Annotated in this window: 23 protein-coding genes; 17 read left to right on the plus strand and 6 right to left on the minus strand. The window is 63.5% G+C overall.

Annotated features, from left to right (window positions below; translation table 11 throughout):
* Positions 1 to 33 precede the first annotated feature (33 nt).
* From Bravens_RS07820 to proC, 3 genes are read left to right on the plus strand one after another with little or no spacing between them, the layout of a single operon-like run.
* Positions 34 to 1,041, plus strand: coding sequence for a Ppx/GppA phosphatase family protein (locus tag Bravens_RS07820; RefSeq protein WP_061940999.1), 1,008 nt, complete (start codon positions 34 to 36; stop codon positions 1,039 to 1,041).
* A 48-nt stretch (positions 1,042 to 1,089) separates the two neighbouring features.
* A complete protein-coding gene (locus tag Bravens_RS07825; RefSeq protein WP_019174578.1) occupies positions 1,090 to 2,001 on the plus strand; it encodes a sugar phosphate isomerase/epimerase family protein in 912 nt (303 codons plus the stop codon).
* 28 nt (positions 2,002 to 2,029) lie between these two features.
* Positions 2,030 to 2,857, plus strand: a complete 828-nt coding sequence (gene proC, locus Bravens_RS07830; protein WP_062022055.1) for a pyrroline-5-carboxylate reductase — start codon at positions 2,030 to 2,032, stop codon at positions 2,855 to 2,857.
* A 58-nt stretch (positions 2,858 to 2,915) separates the two neighbouring features.
* On the opposite strand, the gene Bravens_RS07835 is transcribed toward proC, so the two are convergent.
* Together Bravens_RS07835 and Bravens_RS07840 are read right to left on the minus strand one after the other, a co-directional pair.
* The gene (locus Bravens_RS07835; protein ID WP_062022058.1) at positions 2,916 to 3,593 is read right to left on the minus strand and encodes a potassium channel family protein; all 678 of its coding nucleotides are present in this window, start codon (positions 3,591 to 3,593) and stop codon (positions 2,916 to 2,918) included.
* Positions 3,586 to 4,992 carry a TrkH family potassium uptake protein gene (locus Bravens_RS07840; RefSeq protein WP_062022061.1) on the minus strand — a complete coding sequence of 469 codons (1,407 nt, stop codon included), beginning with the start codon at positions 4,990 to 4,992 and terminating at the stop codon, positions 3,586 to 3,588. Before Bravens_RS07840 ends, Bravens_RS07835 begins: the two co-directional genes overlap by 8 nt.
* A 108-nt stretch (positions 4,993 to 5,100) precedes the next feature.
* On the opposite strand from Bravens_RS07840, the gene Bravens_RS07845 reads away from it, so the two are divergent.
* The 13 genes from Bravens_RS07845 (at position 5,101) to ccsB (ending at position 18,788) form a co-directional block, all read left to right on the plus strand.
* A complete protein-coding gene (locus Bravens_RS07845; RefSeq protein WP_062022064.1) occupies positions 5,101 to 6,297 on the plus strand; it encodes an acetoin utilization protein AcuC in 1,197 nt (398 codons plus the stop codon).
* Between the two features lie 171 nt (positions 6,298 to 6,468).
* Complete coding sequence (locus Bravens_RS10450; protein ID WP_005504750.1) at positions 6,469 to 6,567, plus strand: 30S ribosomal protein bS22; 99 nt, start codon at positions 6,469 to 6,471, stop codon at positions 6,565 to 6,567.
* A 131-nt stretch (positions 6,568 to 6,698) separates the two neighbouring features.
* Positions 6,699 to 6,965 (plus strand): glutaredoxin family protein, encoded by a 267-nt coding sequence (locus Bravens_RS07850; protein WP_019174584.1) that lies wholly within the window; start codon positions 6,699 to 6,701, stop codon positions 6,963 to 6,965.
* Positions 6,966 to 7,067: 102 nt separating this feature from the next.
* Entirely contained in the window at positions 7,068 to 9,554 is a 2,487-nt protein-coding gene (gene hemA / locus Bravens_RS07855) for a glutamyl-tRNA reductase (protein WP_062022067.1), read from the plus strand.
* On the plus strand, positions 9,541 to 11,148 hold the full coding sequence (locus Bravens_RS07860) for a bifunctional uroporphyrinogen-III C-methyltransferase/uroporphyrinogen-III synthase (RefSeq protein ID WP_244878137.1): 1,608 nt from the start codon (positions 9,541 to 9,543) through the stop codon (positions 11,146 to 11,148). The genes hemA and Bravens_RS07860 overlap by 14 nt, the downstream gene beginning before the upstream one ends.
* Positions 11,148 to 12,143 carry a porphobilinogen synthase gene (gene hemB, locus Bravens_RS07865; RefSeq protein WP_062022073.1) on the plus strand — a complete coding sequence of 332 codons (996 nt, stop codon included), beginning with the start codon at positions 11,148 to 11,150 and terminating at the stop codon, positions 12,141 to 12,143. The genes Bravens_RS07860 and hemB overlap by 1 nt, the downstream gene beginning before the upstream one ends.
* Positions 12,140 to 12,601, plus strand: coding sequence for a MarR family winged helix-turn-helix transcriptional regulator (locus tag Bravens_RS07870; RefSeq protein WP_062022076.1), 462 nt, complete (start codon positions 12,140 to 12,142; stop codon positions 12,599 to 12,601). Before hemB ends, Bravens_RS07870 begins: the two co-directional genes overlap by 4 nt.
* On the plus strand, positions 12,601 to 13,938 hold the full coding sequence (hemL, locus tag Bravens_RS07875; protein ID WP_061940688.1) for a glutamate-1-semialdehyde 2,1-aminomutase: 1,338 nt from the start codon (positions 12,601 to 12,603) through the stop codon (positions 13,936 to 13,938). Before Bravens_RS07870 ends, hemL begins: the two co-directional genes overlap by 1 nt.
* Positions 13,935 to 14,597, plus strand: coding sequence for a histidine phosphatase family protein (locus Bravens_RS07880; RefSeq protein WP_062022079.1), 663 nt, complete (start codon positions 13,935 to 13,937; stop codon positions 14,595 to 14,597). The genes hemL and Bravens_RS07880 overlap by 4 nt, the downstream gene beginning before the upstream one ends.
* A gap of 20 nt (positions 14,598 to 14,617) precedes the next feature.
* On the plus strand, positions 14,618 to 15,229 hold the full coding sequence (locus tag Bravens_RS07885) for a TlpA family protein disulfide reductase (RefSeq protein ID WP_062022082.1): 612 nt from the start codon (positions 14,618 to 14,620) through the stop codon (positions 15,227 to 15,229).
* A gap of 2 nt (positions 15,230 to 15,231) precedes the next feature.
* Positions 15,232 to 16,056: a cytochrome c biogenesis CcdA family protein gene (locus Bravens_RS07890; RefSeq protein ID WP_082791084.1), complete on the plus strand. Its 825-nt coding sequence runs from the start codon at positions 15,232 to 15,234 to the stop codon at positions 16,054 to 16,056.
* The gene (resB, locus tag Bravens_RS07895) at positions 16,056 to 17,663 is read left to right on the plus strand and encodes a cytochrome c biogenesis protein ResB (RefSeq protein WP_062022085.1); all 1,608 of its coding nucleotides are present in this window, start codon (positions 16,056 to 16,058) and stop codon (positions 17,661 to 17,663) included. Before Bravens_RS07890 ends, resB begins: the two co-directional genes overlap by 1 nt.
* Entirely contained in the window at positions 17,664 to 18,788 is a 1,125-nt protein-coding gene (gene ccsB / locus Bravens_RS07900; protein ID WP_062022088.1) for a c-type cytochrome biogenesis protein CcsB, read from the plus strand. It abuts the gene before it with no gap.
* A 303-nt stretch (positions 18,789 to 19,091) separates the two neighbouring features.
* Here the strand turns inward: ccsB and Bravens_RS07905 are convergent, their stop codons facing one another.
* Positions 19,092 to 19,529, minus strand: coding sequence for a PLD nuclease N-terminal domain-containing protein (locus Bravens_RS07905; RefSeq protein WP_167346398.1), 438 nt, complete (start codon positions 19,527 to 19,529; stop codon positions 19,092 to 19,094).
* A gap of 44 nt (positions 19,530 to 19,573) precedes the next feature.
* Between Bravens_RS07905 and Bravens_RS07910 the strand changes: the two genes are divergently transcribed.
* The gene (locus tag Bravens_RS07910; RefSeq protein WP_062022094.1) at positions 19,574 to 19,840 is read left to right on the plus strand and encodes a DUF4229 domain-containing protein; all 267 of its coding nucleotides are present in this window, start codon (positions 19,574 to 19,576) and stop codon (positions 19,838 to 19,840) included.
* 25 nt (positions 19,841 to 19,865) lie between these two features.
* Here Bravens_RS07910 and Bravens_RS07915 read toward each other — a convergent pair whose 3' ends face one another.
* From Bravens_RS07915 to Bravens_RS07925, 3 genes are read right to left on the minus strand one after another with little or no spacing between them, the layout of a single operon-like run.
* Entirely contained in the window at positions 19,866 to 20,804 is a 939-nt protein-coding gene (locus Bravens_RS07915; protein WP_062022096.1) for a 1,4-dihydroxy-2-naphthoate polyprenyltransferase, read from the minus strand.
* Positions 20,794 to 22,203, minus strand: a complete 1,410-nt coding sequence (locus Bravens_RS07920) for an AMP-binding protein (protein WP_062022099.1) — start codon at positions 22,201 to 22,203, stop codon at positions 20,794 to 20,796. The genes Bravens_RS07915 and Bravens_RS07920 overlap by 11 nt, the downstream gene beginning before the upstream one ends.
* Positions 22,204 to 22,212: 9 nt before the next feature.
* Positions 22,213 to 23,130, minus strand: a complete 918-nt coding sequence (locus tag Bravens_RS07925) for a 1,4-dihydroxy-2-naphthoyl-CoA synthase (protein ID WP_062022101.1) — start codon at positions 23,128 to 23,130, stop codon at positions 22,213 to 22,215.
* Positions 23,131 to 23,195 lie beyond the last annotated feature (65 nt).

Genomic DNA, 23,195 nt, shown 5'->3' on the forward strand with positions numbered 1-23,195 from the left:
TCGATAATAGGGCCGCGCGGTAATATGCTGACCATGCGCTTAGCCGTCCTCGATATCGGGTCCAACAGCATTCACCTTCTTGTGGTCGACGCTCACGAGGGTGCCCCGCCGCTTCCGGCGTCATCCCACAAGGAAGTTCTGCGGCTGGCCGAACACCTCAAAGACGACGGTTCGCTGTCGAAATACGGTGCCAACAGGCTGCTGCACTTCTGCCGCGAAGCCATCGTCGTAGCCGAAGAACAGGGCGCTGAGCGAATCCTGGCCTTTGCCACCTCGGCACTGCGCGAAGCCCCCAACGGGCAGAAGCTCATCGACAGAATCCACGAAGAGACCGGCTTGATCCTCAATGTCATGTCCGGTCAGGACGAAGCGCGCATCACGTTCCTTGCGGTCCGCCGCTGGTTTGGCTGGTCGGCCGGCAAGATCCTGCTGATGGACATCGGCGGGGGCTCATTTGAACTGGCTGCAGGAACTGACGAATACCCGGATGCCGCAGTTTCGGTTCCACTGGGCGCCGGCCGCATGCTCAACCACTACCTGAGCCACGAACTTCCCAACCCGGAAGAAATCGCGCAGCTGCGCAGGCACGCCCGCCACACCATCGGCAAAGTGGCCGGCCAGATCAACCGGGTCGGCAAACCTGACCACATCGTCGGTTCGTCCAAGACCTTCCGCTCCCTGGCCCGCATTGCCGGCGCCGCCTCGTCCAGTCACGGCATCTACGTGCCGCGCTACCTGTACAGAAAAGACATGCCCGGCATCATCGATGCTCTGGCCTCCCGCACCCCGGCCGAACGTGCCGAGCTGCCCGGTGTTTCCGAAAACCGCGGGGGACAGGTGCTCGCCGGCGCGATCGTCGCCGACGCGGCGTTCACCATCTTCGGCGTCGAAAAGATGGCGATCTCACCGTGGGCTCTGCGCGAGGGCATCATCATGCGCCAGCTGGACCTGCTGGACACGGCAGAGCACGTTTCGGTCCGCCACACGCTCGACGGCGACGAAACCCCCACCACCACAAACGGCAACCAGGCGGTCAGGTAAAACCACAGCGGCCTGCTCCGGTGAGAAGAGTGTGCCTAGACTGAGAGCGTGACAGACAAGACACCTCGTAAGGCGTTCACGAAGAAGAACCGCGCCCGCGCAGACTCCCTGCGCCACCGCGCCTATTTCGAGAACAACCCCGTCTACGAACACGGAGCTTCGCACAGCTCCGAAGGGCGGATCCGCGTGGGGCTGTCGTCATCATCGGTGTACCCCATGACGGTGGAGAACACGTTCAACATCGCGGCCGGACTGGGCTATGACGGTGTCGAAATCATGATCACCGACAACCCCGGTACCCAGAGCGCTTCGCACATTCTGGAGCACTCCCAGCGCACCGGCCTGCCGGTGCTGTCGCTGCACGCACCCACACTCCTGCTGCTGCCGCGCGTGATGCACAAAGACAACTGGGAAAAGCTGCGCCTGACCGCAAAGCTGGCAACCGACGTGGGGGCCGAAACCGTTGTCCTGCACCCGCCTTTTCGGTGGCAGGGCGACTACGCGCGCGGCTTCGTCGACGGGGTGCGCCGCTTGACACAGGAAACCGGTGTGCGCCTGGCCGTGGAGAACATGTACCCGTGGCGGGCGGGCGTGCGGGAACTGCAGATCTACTACCCGGACTGGAACCCGCTGGACGAAGACTACGACCACATGACGTTCGACTTTTCACACGCCGCGACAGCCGGAATGAACGCGCTGGAAACCCTGCAGGGCATCCACGACCGCGTGCGGGTGCTGCACGTGACAGACGGCGCGGGTTCCCTCATGGACGAACACCTGGTTCCGGGGCGCGGAAAAATGCCGGTCAAAGAGTGCCTGCAGTACTTGGCGAAGGTCAACTGGTCGGGTGAGGCCGTCATTGAAGTCAACACGCGCTTTGTGGCCAAGAAGTCCACGCGCATGGAAATGCTCGCGGAGTCCTTGGCGTTCACCCGGAAGCATTTGGGCCTGAACGGCTAGGGCGAGGTTGGAACACGAAGGAGCAGACATGGCTGTCACAGTTGCGATCATCGGAGCGGGAAGCATGGGGTCGTCCCTGCTCAAAGGCATGTTGAGCACGGATGCGCTCAGTAATGAGAACGTTCGCGCCACCACGCATTCGCACGCTTCGGCGCAGAAGCTGGCGCAGGAACTCGGCATCCGCGCCATTGCTGCCGAAGACAACGCGAATGCCAACGCTGAGGCCGTGCAAGGTGCGGACTTCGTGTTCCTGGGCGTGAAGCCCTGGTCGATCCGCGAAACAGCTCAGAGCTTTGCAGATGCGGTCAGCGAAGACACCGTCATTGTGTCTATGGCCGCCGGGGTGTCGCTGGAAACGCTCGCCGCCGCCTTCCCGAACAACCCGGTTGTGCGGATCATGCCGAACACGCCTTCTGCCATCGGCAAGGGGGTCATCACGGTGTCTCCTGATGGCAAGGCTCCCGAGGTTCAGGTCGAGGAGCTCACGAAGCTCCTGTCGGGTGCCGGGGAGGTCTTCACGGTTCCCGAATCGGCTATCGGCGGCATGATCGGCATTTCAGGTTCGGGTGTCGCCTACTTCTTCCTGCTGGCAGAAAAGCTCATCACCGCCGGTCAGGAACTCGGTTTGGATGAAGACACCGCCCGCCGCATGGCTGTCGCCACCGCTGAAGGTGCGGGTCTGCTGCTGGCCGGCGACCCCGACCCCGCGAAGCTGCGCGCTGCTGTCGCCCACCCCGGCGGCACTACGGCCGCTGCGGTCGACTCCTTTGAAGCCGACGGCTTCGAAGCGAGCGTCGTCCGCGCGGCACGGGCCGCAGCTGAAAAAGCCGCTGACATGGAGCGCGAAAACAGCTGACCGGAGCCCCGCTCAACCGAGCTTGCGAGCATCCGGCGCTGGCGCCTCGGGAGCCCAGTTACGGGCGGCCGGCGAAGCGGCCCAGCAGCTCCACGTGCCCGGCGACAATTAGAACATCGTGTTCGCCGATGCGCGAACTCGGTTCCGCATAGGTAAAATCGCGGCCGGGAGACTTGATGCCCACAACCGTGACCCCGTAGTCGTCGCGGATCTTCGATTCGCCGAGCGTAAAGCCCTGCACTTCTTTCGGCGGCCGCATTTTCACGACCGCAAAATGGCCGTCGTCGAACTCGATGAAGTCGAGCATGCGCGACGACACAAGGTGAGCCACACGCGCACCGGCTTCAGATTCCGGGTAGAGCACGTGTTCAGCGCCGATGCGGTGCAGAATCTTGCCGTGCGAATTCGAAATCGCCTTCGCCCACACCTGCTCAACACCGATGTCGACGAGGTTCGCGGTCGTGAGCACAGACGCCTCGATCGACGTGCCGATGCCGACAACAGCGGTCGAAAAGTCCTCGGCACCCAGCTGGCGCAGCGCTTCGAGATTGGTGGCGTCGGCTTCGACAATGTGGGTGAGCTTGCCCGTGAACTCCGCGACCTTGTTCGGGTCGCGCTCAATGGCGAGCACCTGCCGGCCGAGCTTCATCAGGTTTTCAGCGGTCGAAGCGCCGAAACGGCCCAAGCCGACGACAAGCACAGAGGAGTTGTCGGTCTTCTGTTTGCGCTTAGCCAATGATCGGCCTTTCTTCCGGGTGGCGGAAATGGGTCAGCGAGTCGCGCTGGGACAGAGCGGCTGCCAGTGAGATCGTACCCAGTCGGCCCAAGAACATGAGGAGGCTCAGAATGTACAGCGCGGGCTCCGGGGCCCTTTCAGTGAACCCGGACGACAGCCCGCACGTGCCGAAAGCGGATATGACGTCCATGAGCGCATCATCGAGATCTTCGTGCGTCATGGCCAGCATCGCCATGGTTCCGCCGATCACGATGATGAACCCGGCAATCGTCACAGAGATCGCCAGGCGAACAGCCGAAGGGTCGATACGGCGCTTGAAGGCCACAGCGTCACGGGCACCGCGCGCTTCCGCCCACGCTGCGAGCACGAGCACAGCCAGGGTGGTGACTTTGATGCCGCCGGCAGTTGACGACGAACCGCCGCCGATGAACATGAGCACATCAAGTGCCAAGTGGCTGGCGTCTGACATGGAAGAGACATCGACGGTGTTCATGCCCAAAGACCTGGCGGTCAGCGACATGAAGACAGACTGGAAGCCGTAGTTGACGAAACCGCTTCCGGCCATCGTCTTCTCATTGCCCCACTCGAAGATCGCAATGAGAACACTTCCCACGGCCAGCAGAATGAGCGAAGTCGTCAGAGTCAGCTTGGTGTGGAGGTCCCACTGGCGGGGGCGATTCCACAGGACGCCCATGATGAGCACAACCGGGAAGCCCAGCGAACCGACAAACGCCGAAAACATCACCACGGAGATGATCCAGTGGTCATCAGCGAAGGCGATCATGCCCGAATCGTGAATCGAGAAGCCGGCGTTGTTGTAGGTGGAGATGGCGTAGAAGGCCGCGTTGGCCGCAGCGTCTCCCAACTGGGCGCCGCGGCGCAGAAAGCCGATGAGCAGGCCGAAGAACACGACGGTTTCCACAATGAGGACCGTGCTGATGACGGTGCGCAGCAGGGTGCCCATCTGGCCGAGTTTGAAGGTGTTCGTCGCCTGGGCCGCAATGAGCCGCTGCCGTACCCCGAGCTTCTTGGACACGAGCATGCCCAGCATCGACGCAATAGTCAGGATGCCCATGCCGCCGACCTGCACACCGGCGGCGATGATCGTGAGCCCGAAATCTGAAAAGTACTCGTGCAGGGTCACCGGAGTCAGTCCCGTCACGCACACGGCCGAGGTGGCAACGAACAGGCTGTTGGCGAAGGAGAACTGAGACGGATCCTGATGGGCCGCTGGAAGGCAGAGGAGCGCGGTGAAGAAGCCGATGACGACAATGAACGCGACCATCGCCAAACGGGCGGGCGACTGCTCTGCGACCCTGTCGACAAAGTCGCGCGCAGCACGGGCCGGCAGTGCCGCAGCAGTGAGCAGCTCGCGCCTCTTTTCGCCGTTCTTCTTCACAGAGAGCCAGCATAGTCTCACGCGCGCACACGCGCCCAGGGACACTGGGGGAGGTCGGGAAGTGAGCCGCTGTGCGTGAAGCGGATCACGTTTGGCTACAGTACGAGTATGAGCAGAGAAGAAGTTCTGGTGATGTGGGATGAATCCCTCACCGAATACAATTTCGGTCCGCACCACCCAATGCACCCGCTGCGGCTGGACCTGACGGCCAAGCTGTCGCAGGACTTCGGACTGTTCGACGCATCCAACATCCACATTCAGTCCGTGCCGCAGGTCGACGAAGAAGCGCTCGCCCGTCTGCACACGCAGGAGTTCATCGACGCCGTCAAAGCAGCGGGGACCTCCTCCTCGATTTCGGAAGAAGACCAGCAGACCTACGGGGTGGGAACAGAAGACGTTCCCCGCTTCGATCAGATCCACGAAGCCTCCGGCAGGCTCTTCCAGGCCAGCATCGAAGCGGCCAAGGCAATCACGTCCGGTCGGTACAACCGCGCAGTCAACTTCTGCGGCGGAATGCACCACGCGATGCCCGGCAAAGCCGCCGGCTTCTGCGTCTACAACGACTGCGCGGCGGCAATCCAAGAGTTCTTGGACGCCGGATACGAGCGCGTGGTCTACCTCGACCTTGACGCCCACCACGGCGACGGAACCGAGCACTTCTTCTGGGACGACCCCCGCGTGCTCACCATCAGCCTGCACGAAAACGGCCGCTTCCTGTTCCCCGGCACCGGCTACGCATCTGAAATCGGCGGAATGAAAGCCGCCGCCAGCGCCGTCAACATCGCCCTGCCGCCGCGCACCTCAGACGCCGACTGGCTGCGCGCGCTCGATGGTGTTGTGCCCCAGGTGATCCGCGAATTCAAACCGCAGGCAATCGTCTCCCAGCACGGCTGTGACGGGCACAACCTCGACCCGCTCACGCATCTGCGCCTGTCGGTTGACGCTATGCGCCGGGCCGCAGAGTGGGTGCGCGATCTCGCAGAAGAGCACGCGGACGGCAAGTGGCTGGCCGTTGGCGGCGGCGGATACGCCATCATCGACGTTGTGCCGCGCGCATGGACGAACCTCGTGGCAATCGCCGGCGGCATCGAACTCAAGCCCGCAACAGAAATGCCCGACCGCTGGCGCGACTACGTCTACAGCCTCACCGGCCGCGATGCCCCCAAGCGGATGACCGACGGTTCCGACGCCGCTTTCTCCACGTGGGAGCGCGGCTACGATCCCGAATCCGACCTTGACCGAACCGTCATGAGCACGCGAAAGAACATCTTCCCGTTCTATGGGCTGGACGCCTACTACGACTGATTTCGCCGCCCACAGTGTGCCCGCAGTGTGGGCCCTTATACCAGACCGCGAGCCTTGAGTTCATATGACCGGTTGTTTAAGTTTGGGTTTCCACCCGGTTGCCCGTTAGGATTGAGCGGTTAAGTCAGCCCGCTGTAAGCGGGGAAATCGTCGGAATCGCGAGGGTTAAACGTGGGTTCGGTAATCAAGAAGCGTCGTAAGCGTATGTCCAAGAAGAAGCACCGCAAGCTGCTTCGCAAGACCCGCCACCAGCGCCGCAACAAGAAGTAATCAACTCCACACGTCCCCGTCGAAGCGATCCGGCGGGGTTTCGTGCTGAATGAACCGGTGCGGAATTTCTCTGCACCGCGGACGTGCCGCACCCCGTATCTGAGTGGGGCCAACGGCGCGGGAAGGCTTATATGGGCGTCGTTGTTGAGTTCCTCACGCGTGAAAACTGCGGTCTGTGTGATACGGCTCGCGAAGTTGTCGAAGATGTGCTCGCAGACCAGCCGGAAACCTTCGATGTGCGGCTGAGCGTCATCGACATTGATTCCGATGCACAGCTGCAGGCCAAATACGACTGGGATGTCCCGGTTGTTCTCATCAACGGCCGCCAGCACAGCTTCCACCGCGTGGACCCCAAGCGGTTCGCGCAGGCTCTGCGCGCAGCACACGAACGCGGCTGATCGGGAATGAAACAGCGCCTGGACGCTGTTGTGCTCACGGGAGTCCGGTGAGCGTGAAAACCGCGATCGACGGGAGTCGTTCGCAATGAGGGAGCAAGACCATTGACACTGCTGGTTCTGGGGATATCCCATCACTCAGCACCTCTTGACGTGCTTGACGCGCTCGCCTTGGACGCTGAGCGCGCAGACTTGCTGCGCCGATCGGCGGCAGAGCGCGATTTCGTCAACAGCGCCGTTGTGCTGTCCACCTGCAACAGGCTCGAGATCATCGCCGACGTCACGTCCTTCCACGGCGGACTGGCCGACCTGGGCACGGCCCTGGTCGACGTCAGCGGACTTCCGTGGTCCGAACTCTTCTCCCACACCTACGTCCACTTCGACGACAAGGCCCAGGAGCACCTGTTCCTGCTGGCGGCAGGTCTTGACTCCATGGCCCTGGGGGAGACCCAAATCCTCGGCCAGCTGCGCGCATCCCTGCACGAAGGCGAACGCGGCGGTTCAGTCGGCGGAGGTCTGAGCGAAGCACTCCAGTCGGCTCTTGAAGTCGGCAAGCGCGTGCACTCAGAAACCAAGCTGTCGTCCGTTTCGCTGTCACTGCTCGACACCGCGCTGGCAGAAGCCGAAGGCCACGTTGGTGACCTCGCCGGTGCAAACGCCCTCGTCGTCGGTGCCGGTGCGATGTCCGGGCTGACGGCCAAAACGCTGAAAGATCACGGGCTCAAGCGCATTCGGGTCATCAACCGCACCCTCGACAAGGCTCTGCGTCTGGCTCAGTCCGTCGGCGGTGAAGCCGTCGAACTGACACAGGAAAACCTGGTGCGCGAAATCGCCCAGGCCGACGTCATCGTGTCGGTCACCGGCGCCCGGGGCATTGTGCTGGACGAAGACACCGTCATCGCCTCGCTGCAGCAGGACCTCGACCAGAAGCTCAACAAGTTCTTCATCGACCTGGCGCTGCCCTATGACATCGCGGTGGAAGTCGGCGAACTTCCGCACATCCGGGTGCTCAACCTCGACGGCATCAGCCGTCTCATTGCGTCTAATGAACACGCGCAGTCTGAATCTGTGCTCAGCGTGATCGCAGAAGCCCGCGCCCTCATCGAGCAGGCCATGGTCGACGACGCCGCGCGCCGCGCAGCCCGCCGGGTCTCACCGACCGTCACAGCGCTGCGCGAACAGGCCATCATGATCGTCGATGCTGAATTCGAGCGCCTGAAGAACAAACTCGGCGCATCTGTCAGCGACGCGGCAATCGCCGAAATCAGCAAAACCCTGCACCGCACGGCCGACAAGATCATCCACACGCCGACCGTCAAGGTGAAAGAACTCGCTTCGGCGGATTCCGGTGTTGACTACGCGGCCGCGCTCAACATGCTGTTCGACCTGAGTGCGCGCACCCGCGAACCCGAAACGGACCGCCGCGCCAGCAAGGTCGGCTCTGTCGCACAGACCGAAGAGGGCGGCAGCGGCCACATCGAAGCCGACGGCACAACGCCGGTGGCCGATCACACCCTCGACGTGGTCGAACCCGAACACTTCACGGGCCGCACCATTCGCCTGGGCACCCGCCGCAGTCAGCTGGCGCGCAGCCAGTCGACCGCGATCGCTCAGCAGCTGGCCGCCCGCACCGGCTGGCGCATCGAGATCGTCGAAGTCGTCACAGAAGGCGACGTCAACATGACGCCACTGGCCCGCCTGGGCGGTTCCGGCGTCTTCGTGTCCTCGGTGCGCACCGCCCTGCTGACCGGCAAGGTCGACATTGCGGTCCATTCGCTGAAAGACCTGCCCACAGCCCCAGCCGCAGGAATCGAGATGGCGGCGGTGCCACCTCGTGTGGATCCCTCCGACGTGCTCATCGCCCGCAACGGTCTCAGCCTGGTCGAACTGCCGCCCGGTTCGGTCGTCGGCACCGGTTCACCCCGCCGCGCCTCCCAGCTGCGGGCCGCCCGCCCCGACATCACCGTCACTGGAGTCCGCGGCAATGTGGGAACCCGCATCAACCACGTGACGGAAGGCCGGCTCGACGGTGTCGTCCTGGCAGCCGCCGGTGTGCGCCGTCTGGGACGCCTGGGCGAAGTCACCGATTTCCTCGACTCCTCGGTCATGCTTCCGGCCCCAGGCCAGGGAGCCCTCGCCGTGGAATGCCGCGCACCCGATGCCGCGCACGGCGATTTCGACCAGGAGATCCGCGAAGCCCTCGAAGGCCTTCACGACCCGGCTACGAGCCTCGCCGTCTACGCCGAACGCGCCATCCTCGAACGTTCGCAGGCCGGCTGTTCGGCCCCCATCGGCGCCCTGGCCTCAATTGACGGAACCGCGCTGACACTCGCAGCGGTCATGGCCGATGACGAAGGCAAGCTCAGCCGGCTGTCCACAATCGCCACCCTGCCGGACGAAGTCACCGACAACATGGTCGAACTGTCCCGCGGAATCCAGTCGGAATCGCGCCGGATTGCCCGGGAACTCGGCTATCGGACAGCAGACGAACTTCTCAGCACCCTCGGTGCTGTACCCGGCACGGCAAGCGGTGCCAACGCCCCAGAAACGAATCTTGTTATGACTCCCGGAGGTGACCGTGACCAGCGGTGATTCTGTGCAGAACCGCCCGCAGCGGGCCGTGCCCAAGGTTTTCTTCCTGGGCGCCGGCCCCGGCGATCCCTCCCTGCTGACCATCCGCGGTGCCGAGCTCCTGGCGTCTGCGGCCGTTGTCGTCCACGAAGACGAACTCCATCGGGACATCATCGAGACCTACGTGCCGGAAGACACACTGCTGCGTCCCGTTTCGGAAATGGGCGTGCAGCCGCACACCCGCGGTCGCCGACTGGGCGAACTCGCCCAGGAGCACGGCATGGTCGTACGACTGGCAGCCGATGACGGGCTGCTGTTCACGTCGACGACCGCCGAGGCGCAGGTGCTGTCGGGCAGTGACGTCGGCTTTGAGATCGTCCCGGGTGTCGGGGCGTCGTCGTCGGCCGCCGCGTTCACGGGAACACCCCTGACGAACGCAAACGTCCGTTCGGTGCGCTACGTGTCTGCAACTGACATGACCCGCAGCGATGTTTCGCGGTTTGCCAACACCGGTCATGTCATCAGCGGCACTGTCACCGACACCATCACGGCTGTTGAGGGCATGCTCGGCGACGAATGGGAGGCCGACACTCCCACACTGGTCGTCGCCGGTGTGTCGACCGTCCACCAGCACTCAATCGAAACCACGTTGGGTCAGCTGCCGGACCGACTGCGCGAAGAGTTTGACGCCGACACGGTTGTGCAGACGATCTTCGGCGCGGTTGTTGAGCAGCGCCGCGAACTGTCGTGGTTTGAGTCCAAGCCGCTGTTCGGCTGGCAGGTTCTCGTACCCCGCACACGCGAACAGGGAGCCGAAACCGTCGAGGCGCTCGCCGAGTACGGTGCCGAGGGCACGGTGGTGCCGACCATCGCCATCCAGCCTCCCCGTTCACCTCGCCAGATGGAGCGGGCAATTCACGCTCTTGTCGACGGCGACTACCAGTGGCTGGGCCTGACCTCGGTCAACGCGGTCCGCGCGGTCAAAATGTGGCTTGCCGATCTTGGCCTGGACGTGCGCAGCCTCGCGGGCGTGAAGGTTGCCGCTGTCGGCGACAAGACCGCTGAAGCCCTGCGCGAGTGGGGCATCGAACCGGAGCTTCTGCCCAGCGGCGAACAGTCTGCCCGCGGCATGCTCGAAGACTGGCCGGTGTTTGACGACGAAGAGGGCTTCAACAGGGTCCTCCTGCCGCGTGCCGACATCGCCACGGACGTGCTCGTGGAGGGCCTGACGGAACGCGGCTGGAAGGTTGACGACGTCACCGCCTACCGCACCGTGCGCGCCGCCCCGCCGCCGAAGCCCATCCGCGAGTCCATCAAGGGAGGCAACTTCGACGCCGTGCTGTTCACGTCGTCCTCAACGGTCCGCAACCTGGTGGGCATCGCCGGAAAACCCCACCCGTCTACTGTTATCGCAGCCATCGGGCCGGCCACGGCTCAGACGGCACAGGATCACGGCCTGCACGTCGACGTCCTGGCAGACGAAGCCAGCCTCCCGGTGCTCATCGCCGGTCTGTCTGACTTCGCCCGCAAACGCCGCGATGACGCGCTGGCCGAAGGAATTGTTCCGGTCCGCCCCTCGCAGGACCGCAGGAATTCACGAAGGAGCAGAGGCTGATGTCTGACAGGTCCCTCCCAATCGGTGCGGTTCGTCCGCGTCGTCTGCGCCAGTCGGCGGCTATGCGCCGGCTGACATCGGAAACGAAGCTGCAGCCCGAGGACCTCATCGAGGTGCTGTTTGTCAAGGAGGGGCTCGAGGCTCCCGTTGAGCTGACCTCGATGCCGGGCGTGCGCCAGCACACTCTTGACTCCCTGGTTGAGGCCGCTGAACGCGCGGTCGAGGCGGGGGTCGGGGGCATCATGCTGTTCGGCATTCCGCTTGAATACGACGAGCGCGGATCTCAGGCTGATGACCCGAACGGCATTCTCAACGTTGCCGTGCGCCGGGTGAAGGACGCCGTCGGTGATCGCACCGTCGTCATGACGGACCTCTGCCTGGATGAATTCACCAGTCACGGCCACTGCGGTGTGCTCGACGAACACGGCGATGTCGACAACGACGCCACGCTGGAGCGCTACGCCTCGATCGCTGTTGCCCAGGCTCGTGCCGGCTCAGATGTTCTGGGGCTGTCGGGCATGATGGACGGCCAAGTCGGCGCTGTGCGCGAAGCTCTTGACGAAGCCGGCTTCACGAACACCGTCATCATGGCCTACACAGCCAAGTACGCCTCGGCGTTCTACGGTCCGTTCCGCGAGGCTGTTGATTCACAGCTCTCCGGTGACCGTCGCACCTACCAGCAGGATCCCGCGAATGCGCGCGAAGCACTGCACGAGCTCCAGCTCGACCTGGCCGAGGGTGCAGACATCGTCATGGTCAAGCCTGGTCTGCCCTATCTGGACATCCTGAAAGATGTCGCAGAAGCCTCGCCGGTGCCGGTGTGGAGCTACCAGATCTCCGGTGAGTACGCCATGCTGGAGTTCGCCTCGGCAGCCGGTGCGATTGACCGCAAACCCGCGGTCTTGGAATCGCTCCTCGCATTCAAACGCGCAGGGGCTGACGCAGTTATGACCTACTACGCGACACAAGCCGCTGAATGGCTTAATGAACAATGACTTCCACACGATGGCTGGATGAAACGCAGCAGCGTTTCTGGAGGGCGATGCTGCAGGGGCAATCGCTTCTGCAGACTGTCCTCGACCGCGAACTGCGCGAACTCGCCGGCATTGCGCTGGCTGATTATGAAGTCCTCGTCATCGTGTCGGAATCACCCGGCCACACCAGACGCATGGCAGAAATCGCCGAAGAAGTCGGCGTTTCCCGGTCCCGCCTGTCGCACACCGTCGCTCGGCTGGAGAAGCGCGGCATCCTCAAGCGCACCTCCACGCGCGGTGACGGCCGCGGTGTCAACTGCAGCATGACCGACGAAGGGTGGGAGCTGATGCAGAGGATCGCCCCCATTCACGTCGAAGGCGTGCGCGAGCACCTCATCGACCTCATGTCTCCCGAAGAGACCCAGGTATTGGCAGACGTCTTCACCCGGGCAGCTGAACATCTGAGAAAGGCAGTGTGATGACCCAGCCCACGCAGAAGTCCCAGGAACTCTTTGAACGCGCTCTGAAAGCCATTCCCGGAGGTGTGAACTCGCCGGTGCGCGCTTTCGGCGCTGTCGGCGGAACCCCGCGGTTCATGCACGCGGGCGAAGGCGCACTGCTGACCGATGTCGACGGCAACGAATACGTTGACCTCATCGGCTCGTGGGGGCCCATGATCGTCGGCCACGCACACCCGGAAGTCCTCAGCACGGTTCAGGAAACCGCTGCGCGCGGCTTTTCGTTCGGCACCCCCTCGGTTCCGGAAGTCGAACTGGCCCAGGAGATCTCAAACAGGGTTGCTCCGGTTGACGAGGTGCGGCTGGTCAACTCCGGTACGGAAGCCACCATGTCGGCTATCCGCCTGGCCCGCGGCTACACCGGCCGCGACAAGATCGTGAAGTTCGCCGGCTGCTACCACGGGCACGTCGATTCGCTGCTCGTCGCTGCCGGTTCCGGCCTTGCCACCTTTGGTCTGCCGGACACCCCCGGTGTTACGAAGGGCACCGCGGAAGACACCATCATCCTCGACTACAACGACCAGGACGGTCTGCGCAGGGCCTTCGAAGAGCACGGCAGCGAAATCGCCGCTGTCATCACGGAAGCCTCCCCGGGCAACATGGGTGTCGTCCCGCCGCGTGATGGCTTCACCAACCTCATCCGTTCGCTCACCAAGGAACACGGCGCACTCATGATCTCGGATGAGGTCATGACAGGCTTCCGCGTTTCCGAAGCCGGCTGGTACGGCTACGAAAGCGAAACCCTGGGCTACCCCGATGGCCCGGCTGACCTGTTCACATTCGGCAAGGTCATGGGCGGCGGCTTCCCGATCGCAGCCTTCGGAGGTCGCCAGGACGTCATGGACGCGCTGGCTCCCAAGGGCGGGGTCTACCAGGCGGGCACGCTCTCCGGCAACCCGGTGGCCTCGGCCGCGGGCCTTCGCACTCTGCAGCTGACCCGCGAACTCGACGTCTACCCGACGATCGAGGCCGCCGCCGATGTTCTGCGTCCGGCCATCACGGAAGCACTGAGCGCAGAGGGCGTTCCCCACACCATCCAGTCGGCGAACTCCATGTTCTCGGTGTTCTTCACCGACCGCGAAGTGCGCACCTTTGCCGATGCCCAGGCACAGAACACCGCTGCCTACTCGGCGTTCTTCACCTCGATGCTCGAACAGGGAGTCCACCTGCCGCCGAGCGCTTTCGAAGTGTGGTTCCTCTCAGCAGCTCACACCCCGCAGATCCTTGACCGCGTGGTCTCCGCGCTGCCTGCCGCAGCCAAGGCAGCAGCCCAGGTGACAGACGGGGAGTCCGCATGACCACCTCGCGCATCCACCTGGTCCGCCACGGCGAAGTCGACAATCCCGACGGCATCCTCTACGGGCGGCTGCCCGGCTTCGGGCTGACAGCCCGCGGACGTCAGATGGGCGAGCGGATCAGCGACTACTTCGCTGACGACCGCTTCAACGTGCGCGGCCTGGTGCGCTCGCCGCTGCTGCGCACAGCCCAGACGATTGCGCCGCTGGCACAGTCCACCGGGCTCGAACCCGTTGTCGATGAGCGCGTGATCGAAGCGGGCAACCGCTTTGAGGGTCAGAAGGTCAACCGCTCCTCGGTTTTCGCACCGGCCAATCTGCCGCTGGTGTGGAACCCGCTGCGCCCGTCGTGGGGAGAACCGTACATCAGCCAGGTGCGCCGCATGCAGGCTGCGATTTTCACTCTGCGCAACAGGGTTGAGGCCGTGGCAAAGGCGGAGGGTCTCGATGTGGTCGACGGTGTCATCGTCAGCCACCAGCTGCCCATCTGGATGTCGCGCATGGCAGCCGAGGGCAGGCCTTTGGCGCACGATCCACGCAACCGCGAATGCAACCTGGGTTCTGTGACCACTCTGAGCTTTGACGGCGCCAAGCTCGTCGGAGTTGACTACACCGACGTCAACGCCGACCTGCAGCCCAAGAAAGCGGTGGCAGGAGCATGAGGCCCGCATCGTCATCAGCAATGCGCACCGAAATTCGCAAGCACACCCGCCGCGCAGTGGGCGCTGTTTTTGCCTGTGCTCTCGCAGCAGGACTCGCAGCGTGCAGCAACACAGAAACCGGGGGAGTGGCCGAACAGGCAGGATCCCAGCAGGGCTACGTGTCCGGCAGCGGGGTTGTCACGCAGATCCCGAAGAACGAGCGCACTGAGCCGATCGATCTCGAATTCACTCTGCTGGACGGCCAGAAGACCTCGCTTGCTGACGTTCGCAAAAACGGCACCATCACGGTGATCAACCTGTGGTACGCAGCCTGCCCTCCGTGCCGCAAAGAAGCGCCCGAACTCGAAGAAGTTGCGGAAAAGTACGAGGGCAAGGCCCAGCTGATCGGCGCGAACGTACGTGACCAAGAAGCTGCCGCGCAGGCTTTTGTCGAAAACTTCAATGTGTCCTATCCCGTCATGCTCGACAGTGACGGCGAAATGGTCGGACTGCTGTCTGATGTTCTGCCGCCTCGAGCAACCCCGTCGACCGTCGTCCTCGATTCTGAGGGCCGGCCGGCCGCGCGCGTCGTCGGCGCCGTTGAGGCATCCACGCTCAGCGGCCTCATTGACGACGCGATGAAAGAAGACTGACGGTGATCCCCGGCGGGACGGTGCAGGCAGCCGAGGTGGTGCATGCCTCTGGACTCGTGCAGGCCGCTGATCTTGGTTCGGCTTTCGCGCAGACGGTTCTCAACGGACCGCTGCTGCTGGCCATGGCGGTCGCGGCGATTGCCGGGGTTGTGTCATTCCTGTCGCCCTGCGTGCTGCCGCTGGTGCCCGGTTATATCGGCTATGTCACCGGGATGACCGGGACAACGGTCGAACAGAAACGCACCTCGGCAGTACTCGGCGGGGTTGGTCTGTTCGTGCTGGGCTTTGCAGCAGTTTACGTTGCCCTGGGCGCAGCTTTTGGGGCGCTCGGCAGTCTGCTCCACGACTGGATCGACATAGTCACCCGCGTTATGGGCGTTGTCGTCATCCTGGCCGGTGTTGTCTTCTTGGGCGGTATTCGCGCTTTTCAGACCAATAAGCCGATTGCCAAAAAACCCAAGGCCGGACTGTGGGGTGCGCCGCTGCTCGGTGCGGCGTTCGCACTCAGCTGGGCGCCCTGCATCGGCCCCACCCTGGCGGCGGTGCTGGCCCTGTCAACGGGCTTCGGTGCTGACGGCGGCACCGGTCGCGGGATGCTTCTGACCTTCACCTATTGTGTGGGGCTTGGCCTGCCCTTCCTGATCGTGGCCTACCTGTTGAACAAGGGCATGGGGCGCCTGGAATTCCTCCGCAGGCACCAGCGGAGCATCGTGATCTTCGGCGGTGTCATGCTCATCCTGCTGGGCCTGCTCATGATCACCGGGGTGTGGACCATCATCATGAACAACATGCAGAACCTCATCGGCGGATTCGAAACGGTGGTGTGATGACTGACAAACCGACGACACAAGACGCGACCGCGACAAGCACTGCGGCGCGAAAGTCGTCCCAGAAAGCGCCGGACATCGGTTTTGTCGGCATGCTCCGGTGGGCGTGGCGCCAGCTGACCACCATGAAGTTCGCACTCATCCTGCTGCTTGTCCTGGCCCTGGCGGCGATCCCCGGATCACTCCTGCCGCAGCGGATCCAGGACCCGGCGAAGGTTCAGAACTTCATCATCGACAACGGCCGGACTGGTGAAATCCTCGACAAGTTCCAGATGTTCGACGTCTATTCGTCGTTCTGGTTCTCCGCCGTCTACATCCTGCTGATGATCTCTCTGGTGGGCTGTGTTCTGCCGCGAACCAAACAGCACTGGAAAGCCATGCGCTCTCAGCCGCCGAAGGCCCCGCGCAGGCTCACCCGGATGCCCGGCTACCAGACTTTCGTCAGCACCGCGCCGGCGGACGCGATCCTCGACACAGCGCAGGAATACCTGAAGAAGAACGGCTACCGCACGGTCAACCGCGGCGACCACATCGCCGCAGAGCGCGGATACCTGAGAGAAACCGGGAACCTGCTTTTCCACCTCGCCATGTTGGGCGCGACGATCGTCATGGCGATCGGTGCGATCTTCGGCTACGGCGGCCAGCGTGTGCTTGTCGAAGGGGATACGTTCACGAACTCGCTCGTGTCCTATGACTCTTTTGAGCCCGGCCGGTACTTCGATGCCGACAGCCTGACGAACTTCCGGCTGCGCCTGGAGAGCTTCGACGCGAAGTTCGACTCAACCAGCGAAGGCGCCCAGTTCGGCCAGCCGCGCGCATTCGAAGCCGTCATCACGGAAACCAAAGACGGAGTTTCAACCGAACACAACCTCAAGGTCAACGAGCCCATCCGCGTAGACGGTGCACGCGTGTACCTGACCGGCAACGGCTACGCGCCGGTCGTGACAGTGCGCGACGCACAGGGCAAGGTGACCTACTCCGGACCCGTGGTGTTCGTGCCCGAAGACGGCGTCTACACATCCCGCGGTGTCATCAAAGTTCCCGACACAGGGGCCGGCAAAGACCAGCTGGGCTTTTCCGGCATCCTGCTGCCGACAGCCGGCGTCAACGACAAGGGCGAGCTGTACTCGCAGTTCGCAGAGCTGCGCAACCCCGTACTCGTCATGAACCTCTACAAGGGCGACCTCGGCCTGGATACCGGCATTCCGCAGAACGTCTACGAACTCGACACCGCGGGCATGGAAGCCGTCAACGGTCCCGACGGTCAGCAGTGGATCACCCAGATGCAGCCGGGAGACACGGCGGAGCTGCCCGACGGGCTGGGCACAATCGAGTTTGAGCGGATCGCGAAGTTCGTCAGCCTCGATGTGCGCCACGACCCCGTGCAGGGGCTCATGCTTGTGGTGACCACGGTGATGTTCATTGGCCTTGCGCTGGCAATGTTCATTCCGCGCCGCCGCATGTGGGTGCGCGTGCGCGACGGAGAAGTCGAAGTCGGCGCTCTTGCCCGCAGCGAAGACCCACGCGTCAAGCAGGCGGCAGAACGCTGTGGCGTAGAATTGAAAGACAGACTTTCGTCTGCTGATCACCAATCCGCGGAGGGATAAGTGGAAGTCAACGTCACGCTCGCCAGCTGGTCAATGCTTCTGATCTATTCAGCTGGTGCGGTCTATGCGCTCGCCTTCATCGCCTACGCTTTTGACCTTTTCGGAGGCAAGAAGAAGCGCACTGGGAAGGCTGCTGGATCCGCTGGTTCTTCGGCTGGTGCGGCGAAGGGGTCGGTGAAAGGTGCGAAGCGCACCGCTCGCACGCGCACTTCGGCCGAAGTCGGATCTGCAGACGAGGGCGGCGCTGTTGGCACGCTCGTGCAGGAGAACCTCGACGGACCTGCTGACCGGGTGTACTCCAACCGCGTTGACGATGCGGGAGACGGCAGTGGTCACGGCGATGGTTCCGCCGCCGATGCCAAGCGTCGCGTGTTTGCCAATGTCGGCACGTCCCTGACAGTTCTGGCGCTGCTTCTGCACATTGCTTCGATTGTCACGCGCGGCATTTCGGTCATGCGCGCACCGTGGGGCAACATGATGGAGTACGCGCTGATTGCCAGCGCTGTTGCCGGTGTTGTCTATGTTGTGACGCTGCGCTACAAGGACGTTCGCTACCTGGGCACATTCGTCACCGGGTTCCTTCTGGTGTCAATCGGCCTTGCGACGACGGTCTTCTACACCCCTGCGGCTCCGCTGGTTCCGGCACTGCAGTCGTACTGGATTCTGATTCACGTTCCGATCGCCATTCTGTCGACCGGCCTGCTGACGGTTTCCGCGGCGCTGGCGACGGTGCAGCTGCTGCAGGGTGCGCGTGAAAAGCGAGTTGCCGCGGGCCGCGATGCCGGTTGGCTGTCGTTCCTTGAGCGCATGCCGCGGGCCGCATCGATCGAAGCTGTGTCCTACCGTCTGGCCGCGGTCGGCTTCATCACGTGGACCTTCACCCTGATTGCCGGAGCCATCTGGGCTGAAGTCGCCTGGGGCCGCTACTGGGGTTGGGATGCCAAAGAGATCTGGACGTTTGTCATCTGGGTTGTCTACGCCGCATACCTGCACTCGCGTGCAACCCGTGGCCTGCGCCTGACGACGATCGCCTGGCTCAACCTGATCGGCTTCATCACGATCATCTTCAACTTCACGGTCGTGAACGTGTACTTCAACGGCCTGCACTCATACTCGGGTCTGTGATCAGCAGGCTGGCTCAGCCCTTGCAGCCCTGAACTCTGCGACGGGTGCATTCGCTCATGCGGATGCACCCGTTCTGTATATGGGCGCGGGAAACTGTTGCATTCCGGCGCCCACCGGTTAGCCGCATACGCACACCGTTTAGCAACGGATCTGCGCTTTAGCAGTTGTTGCTAAAGCGCAGATCCCGGCTAAGCGGTGTGTGGGTGCTGAAATGGGGCCGAGGTGCCGGTCGGGTGCCAGGGGAGTGGCACCTCGTGATTTGGGAAAGTTCGCGAGGTGCAGGCAGGGTTGGCGAAATGCCGGTCAGCTGTCGTTGCGGGGAGAGTCTTCCTCGGGCTCAGGGCGGTCGTCTTCCGAACCGTTGCCATCACCCTTCGAGTATGTGCGCGGTTCGGGTCCGTCGCCGCGGAGTTTTTCGGCCCTGCGCTGTTCTTCCTGCTGGCGCTGCAGTTCGCGCAGGCGGCGCAGTTCAAGGTCGTCGGAGATCTTCTTGAGGTACTCCGGGTCGTTGTCAGGGGCGGCGGGCACAGCCTTGTCAGCATCGGCTTTCTGCGCAAGTCCCCCGCGTCCGAACAGGAACCACAGCACAATTCCCACAATCGGCAGGAACAGGATGATCGCAGCCCAAGCCGCCTTCGGCATCATCTTGACCCGGGAAGAGTCAAAGGAAATACAGTCGAAAAGGCTGTACAGGGCAAGAGCCGTGTAAATGACGATGATTGCGATCAGCAGGCGGGCCATGCACCCCATGGTAGTGGCACCCACCCGACTAGAATGAAGGCACCATGCGTGATTTCCTTCTGTACAACGCCGCCCGGATCGGCCTGCTGGCCGTTTCTGTCGCTGTCATCTGGTACTTCAGCGGCCCCAGCCTTCTGTCGACAATCGTTGCCGTCATTGTCGCAACCCTGCTCAGCTACCTGCTGCTCAACGGGATGAAGCAGAAAGCCATCCAGTCGATGACGGAGTGGACTGCTCAGCGCAGGAACCGCGGTCCTAAGGCCGGCAGCGACGAAGCGATCGAAGACGAAATCGACGAACAGCACCGCTGAACCCACCCGCAGGCAGCATGCTCGCTCAGAGCGCCAGCCCCAAGCTCAGCTGCACCGCGTAGACGAGTGCGGCCACACTGGTGTGCTTAATCGCCGGGACCAGCGCCTGACCGGTCTTCTGGTGGACGAGTGCGCGCACGGGTTTCACCACGAGGACGATTGAGACGATTGCCAGAAGCGCTCCCGAATAGCCGGTGAGGATCGGCACTATCAGCAGCGGGTACGGCAGGAAGACCAGTGCCAGATAGGCGATGCGCGAACGACGGTCACCCAGAAGCACAGCGAGTGTGCGTTTGCCTGCCTCGATGTCGGTGGGGATATCGCGCAGGTTGTTGACCATGAGCACAGCGCACGCATAGAGGCCCACGGCAACGGCTCCGGCCCAGGCGGCAGCACTGACACCGCCGGCCATCGTGTACGTGGTGCCGAGAGTCGCCACGAGCCCAAAGAAGATGAAAACAAAGACTTCGCCCAGGGCCATGTAGCCGTAGGGGTGTTTGCCGCCCGTGTAGTACCAGGCTGCAAGAACCGCGGCCACGCCCACCAGGAGCATCCACCAGGCGGCCGACAGGATCGTCAGCAGGAGCCCCGCAAAGCCGGCAATGCCAAAACATATGAAGGCTGCCCGTTTGACCTGTTCGGGTGGGATGAGCCCGCTGGCGGTAAGTCGCATAGGGCCCACGCGGTCGTCGTCGGTGCCGCGAATGCCGTCGGAATAGTCATTCGCGTAGTTCGAGCCGATCTGCAGAGCCAAAGCCACAATGAGGGCCAGCAGCGCCTTGAACAGAAGCATCCACCCGTTGACGTTGTCGTCGACCGTGGGGTCCACTGAGCCGATCACCAGGTGAGACAGGCCACCCAGCTGGCCGAGTGCCGCACCGGCGCCGAGGACGACGGGTGCGAAAGCCAAAGGCAGCGTCCGAAGCCGTGCTCCGGAAATCCACAGCTGCGCCTTATTCGCCACGTTCGTCCGTCCTCGTGTCCGTTGAATCCTGAATCATTCCGGGTGCTGACCCTGCCAGGTCAGCTTCTTTTGCGCCAGTCGGCCTCACCTCTGCCCGTCCCGTCGCCTCGGCCGTGACGTCAGCCAAGCCGTCCTGAGCCGCGCCGGGCTCCGCATCGCCGCGTAGCAACCGAGCCGCAAGCGCGTGTGCCGCCGCACGGTCGGGTTTTCCGATGCCCTTGGCCGGAATCGCATCGACGGGGAGCACCCATCGGGGGATTTCAGCCGGGCCCAAAAGGTGCCGGAATCTGGTCTTCAGACTTACTGCCGAGTTTCGATAGTACTCCGCGCCCGGACCGCGCACGAGGAGAGCTCCAAGTTGTCCCCATTCGCGGTCCTCAACGGGTGCCAGAAGAACCTCGTCAATCCCGTCATCGGCCAGTTCAGAAAGCAGCACCGCCTCGACAGCCAGGGGAGACACGTTAGTGCCGCCGGACTGGAAGACATCGTCGACCCGCCCGGTAATCGACAGCACTCCCGCACTGTCGAGGTGCCCCATGTCTGAGGTGAGGAACGTGCGCCTTCCGCTGGTGTCAGCAGTGAAACTGGGGTCTGGTTTGGGCGTAATCGAGTCGGGTTCCACCTCGACGTAGCCGTCGGCGACGACGGGCCCGCTCAGGGCGACCCGTCCGTCATTCTCAATGCGCACGTCAACCTGCGGGAACGCGCGGCCGTCATAGACGCACCCGCCGCCGGTCTCAGACATGCCGTAGGTGCGGACAATCCTCAGACCAGCCTGCCGTGCGGCCTGAGCCGTGTGGGGGTGCAGTGATGCCCCGCCCACGAGCAGCGCATCGAACCTTGCCGCTTGCGAGGCTGCCCGCGGGTCCCGCAGGATACGGGTCAGCTGGGTTGGAACCAACGAGGCGTAGGCGGGTTCTGACTGACCGGCACCGAAGAATTCCTCGGCTTGGTCGGCAAAGCGTTCGGCGGTGAAATGACCCCGGCCGTCAAACGGTACGGTGCCAGAGCGCAGCGAACGAAGAATCACCTGGGCTCCGGCAATGTGGTCCGGTGCCAAGCACAGAAACCAGCGGCCAGGCCCGGACAGGGCGTCCTCGGTCGCCGCTGCTGACGCCCGCAGCGCCTCAGCTGACAGCGCCACGCCCTTCGGGCGGCCGGTCGAACCGGAAGTGAATACAACCAGCGCCGGCGGTGCGCTCGCAGCACCCTCAGTCCCCCCGTTCCCAGGTGAGTCGGCGCTGTCAGCGCTCCCGGCGCCTCGCCAGCTGGAAAGCGGGTAGGCGGTCAGGTGCTTGACACCACCGCCTGGCAGCACGGCAATGTGCCGGCCTGCCAGCGCGTCAGCGAAGACGCGGCTGGCCTCAGCCGGTGTGGGGGAGGGGAATGCGGTGGGCACGAACTGTCGTCAGTAGTACCAGGGGAACGGCGTCCAGTCGGGGTCGCGCTTCTGAAGGAAGCTGTCCCGGCCCTCAACGGCTTCGTCCGTCATGTAGCCCAGGCGGGTGGCCTCGCCGGCAAACACCTGCTGGCCCATAAGTCCATCGTCCACCAGGTTGAACGCGAACTTCAGCATGCGCTGAGCGTTGGGGGACTTGCCCAAGATTTCGCGAGCCATCTGCAGGGCGGCCTCTTCGAGATCAGCGTGGTCGACGACCTCGTTGACAGCACCCATATCGGCCATATCCTGCGCCGAGTACGTGCGGCCCAGGAAGAAGATTTCGCGTGCCTTCTTCTGGCCGACCATCTTCGCCAGGTACGCAGAACCGTAGCCCGCGTCGTAGGAGCCGACATCAGCGTCGGTCTGCTTGAACTTGGCGTGTTCGCGGCTGGCGACCGTCATGTCGCACACCACGTGCAGCGAGTGACCGCCGCCGGCAGCCCAACCGGGCACAACTGCGATGACGATCTTCGGCATGGTGCGAATGAGACGCTGAACTTCAAGAATGTGCAGACGGCCTGCACGTGCCGGGTCGACCGATTCGGCGGTTTCACCGGATGCGTACTGGTAGCCGGAACGACCGCGAATGCGCTGGTCACCGCCGGAGCAGAACGCCCAACCGCCGTCCTTGGGGCTGGGGCCGTTGCCGGTCAGCAGCACCGCGCCGACGTCGGATGTCTGGCGGGCGTGGTCGAGGGCGCGGTAGAGCTCGTCGACCGTGTGGGGGCGGAAGGCGTTGCGCACTTCGGGCCTGTCGAAGGCGATGCGCACCGCGCCGATGTCTGCACCGTTTTCGTCAATGGCCCGGTGGTACGTGATGTCGGTGAAGTCAAAGCCCTGGACTTCACGCCAGCGGCTGGGGTTGAAGATTTCCGAAACGCTCATGCCCCCACTCTATTAGGCACACCTGACTCCGCCGCGCATAACGGCCGAACACCGCCGCCTGCAGC

The organism is Brevibacterium ravenspurgense, assembly GCF_001584615.1.
Classification (GTDB): Bacteria; Actinomycetota; Actinomycetes; order Actinomycetales; family Brevibacteriaceae; genus Brevibacterium; species Brevibacterium ravenspurgense.

Bases quoted from the DNA above. Each gene is read 5' to 3' on its own strand.
- Bravens_RS07820 (WP_061940999.1), top strand. From the start codon at position 34: ATGCGCTTAGCCGTCCTCGATATCGGGTCCAACAGCATTCACCTTCTT.
- proC (WP_062022055.1), top strand. From the start codon at position 2,030: ATGGCTGTCACAGTTGCGATCATCGGAGCGGGAAGCATGGGGTCGTCC.
- Bravens_RS07845 (WP_062022064.1), top strand. From the start codon at position 5,101: ATGAGCAGAGAAGAAGTTCTGGTGATGTGGGATGAATCCCTCACCGAA.
- Bravens_RS07850 (WP_019174584.1), top strand. From the start codon at position 6,699: ATGGGCGTCGTTGTTGAGTTCCTCACGCGTGAAAACTGCGGTCTGTGT.
- hemB (WP_062022073.1), top strand. From the start codon at position 11,148: ATGTCTGACAGGTCCCTCCCAATCGGTGCGGTTCGTCCGCGTCGTCTG.
- Bravens_RS07870 (WP_062022076.1), top strand. From the start codon at position 12,140: ATGACTTCCACACGATGGCTGGATGAAACGCAGCAGCGTTTCTGGAGG.
- hemL (WP_061940688.1), top strand. From the start codon at position 12,601: ATGACCCAGCCCACGCAGAAGTCCCAGGAACTCTTTGAACGCGCTCTG.
- Bravens_RS07880 (WP_062022079.1), top strand. From the start codon at position 13,935: ATGACCACCTCGCGCATCCACCTGGTCCGCCACGGCGAAGTCGACAAT.
- Bravens_RS07885 (WP_062022082.1), top strand. From the start codon at position 14,618: ATGCGCACCGAAATTCGCAAGCACACCCGCCGCGCAGTGGGCGCTGTT.
- resB (WP_062022085.1), top strand. From the start codon at position 16,056: ATGACTGACAAACCGACGACACAAGACGCGACCGCGACAAGCACTGCG.
- Bravens_RS07905 (WP_167346398.1), bottom strand. From the start codon at position 19,529: ATGGCCCGCCTGCTGATCGCAATCATCGTCATTTACACGGCTCTTGCC.
- Bravens_RS07910 (WP_062022094.1), top strand. From the start codon at position 19,574: ATGCGTGATTTCCTTCTGTACAACGCCGCCCGGATCGGCCTGCTGGCC.
- Bravens_RS07925 (WP_062022101.1), bottom strand. From the start codon at position 23,130: ATGAGCGTTTCGGAAATCTTCAACCCCAGCCGCTGGCGTGAAGTCCAG.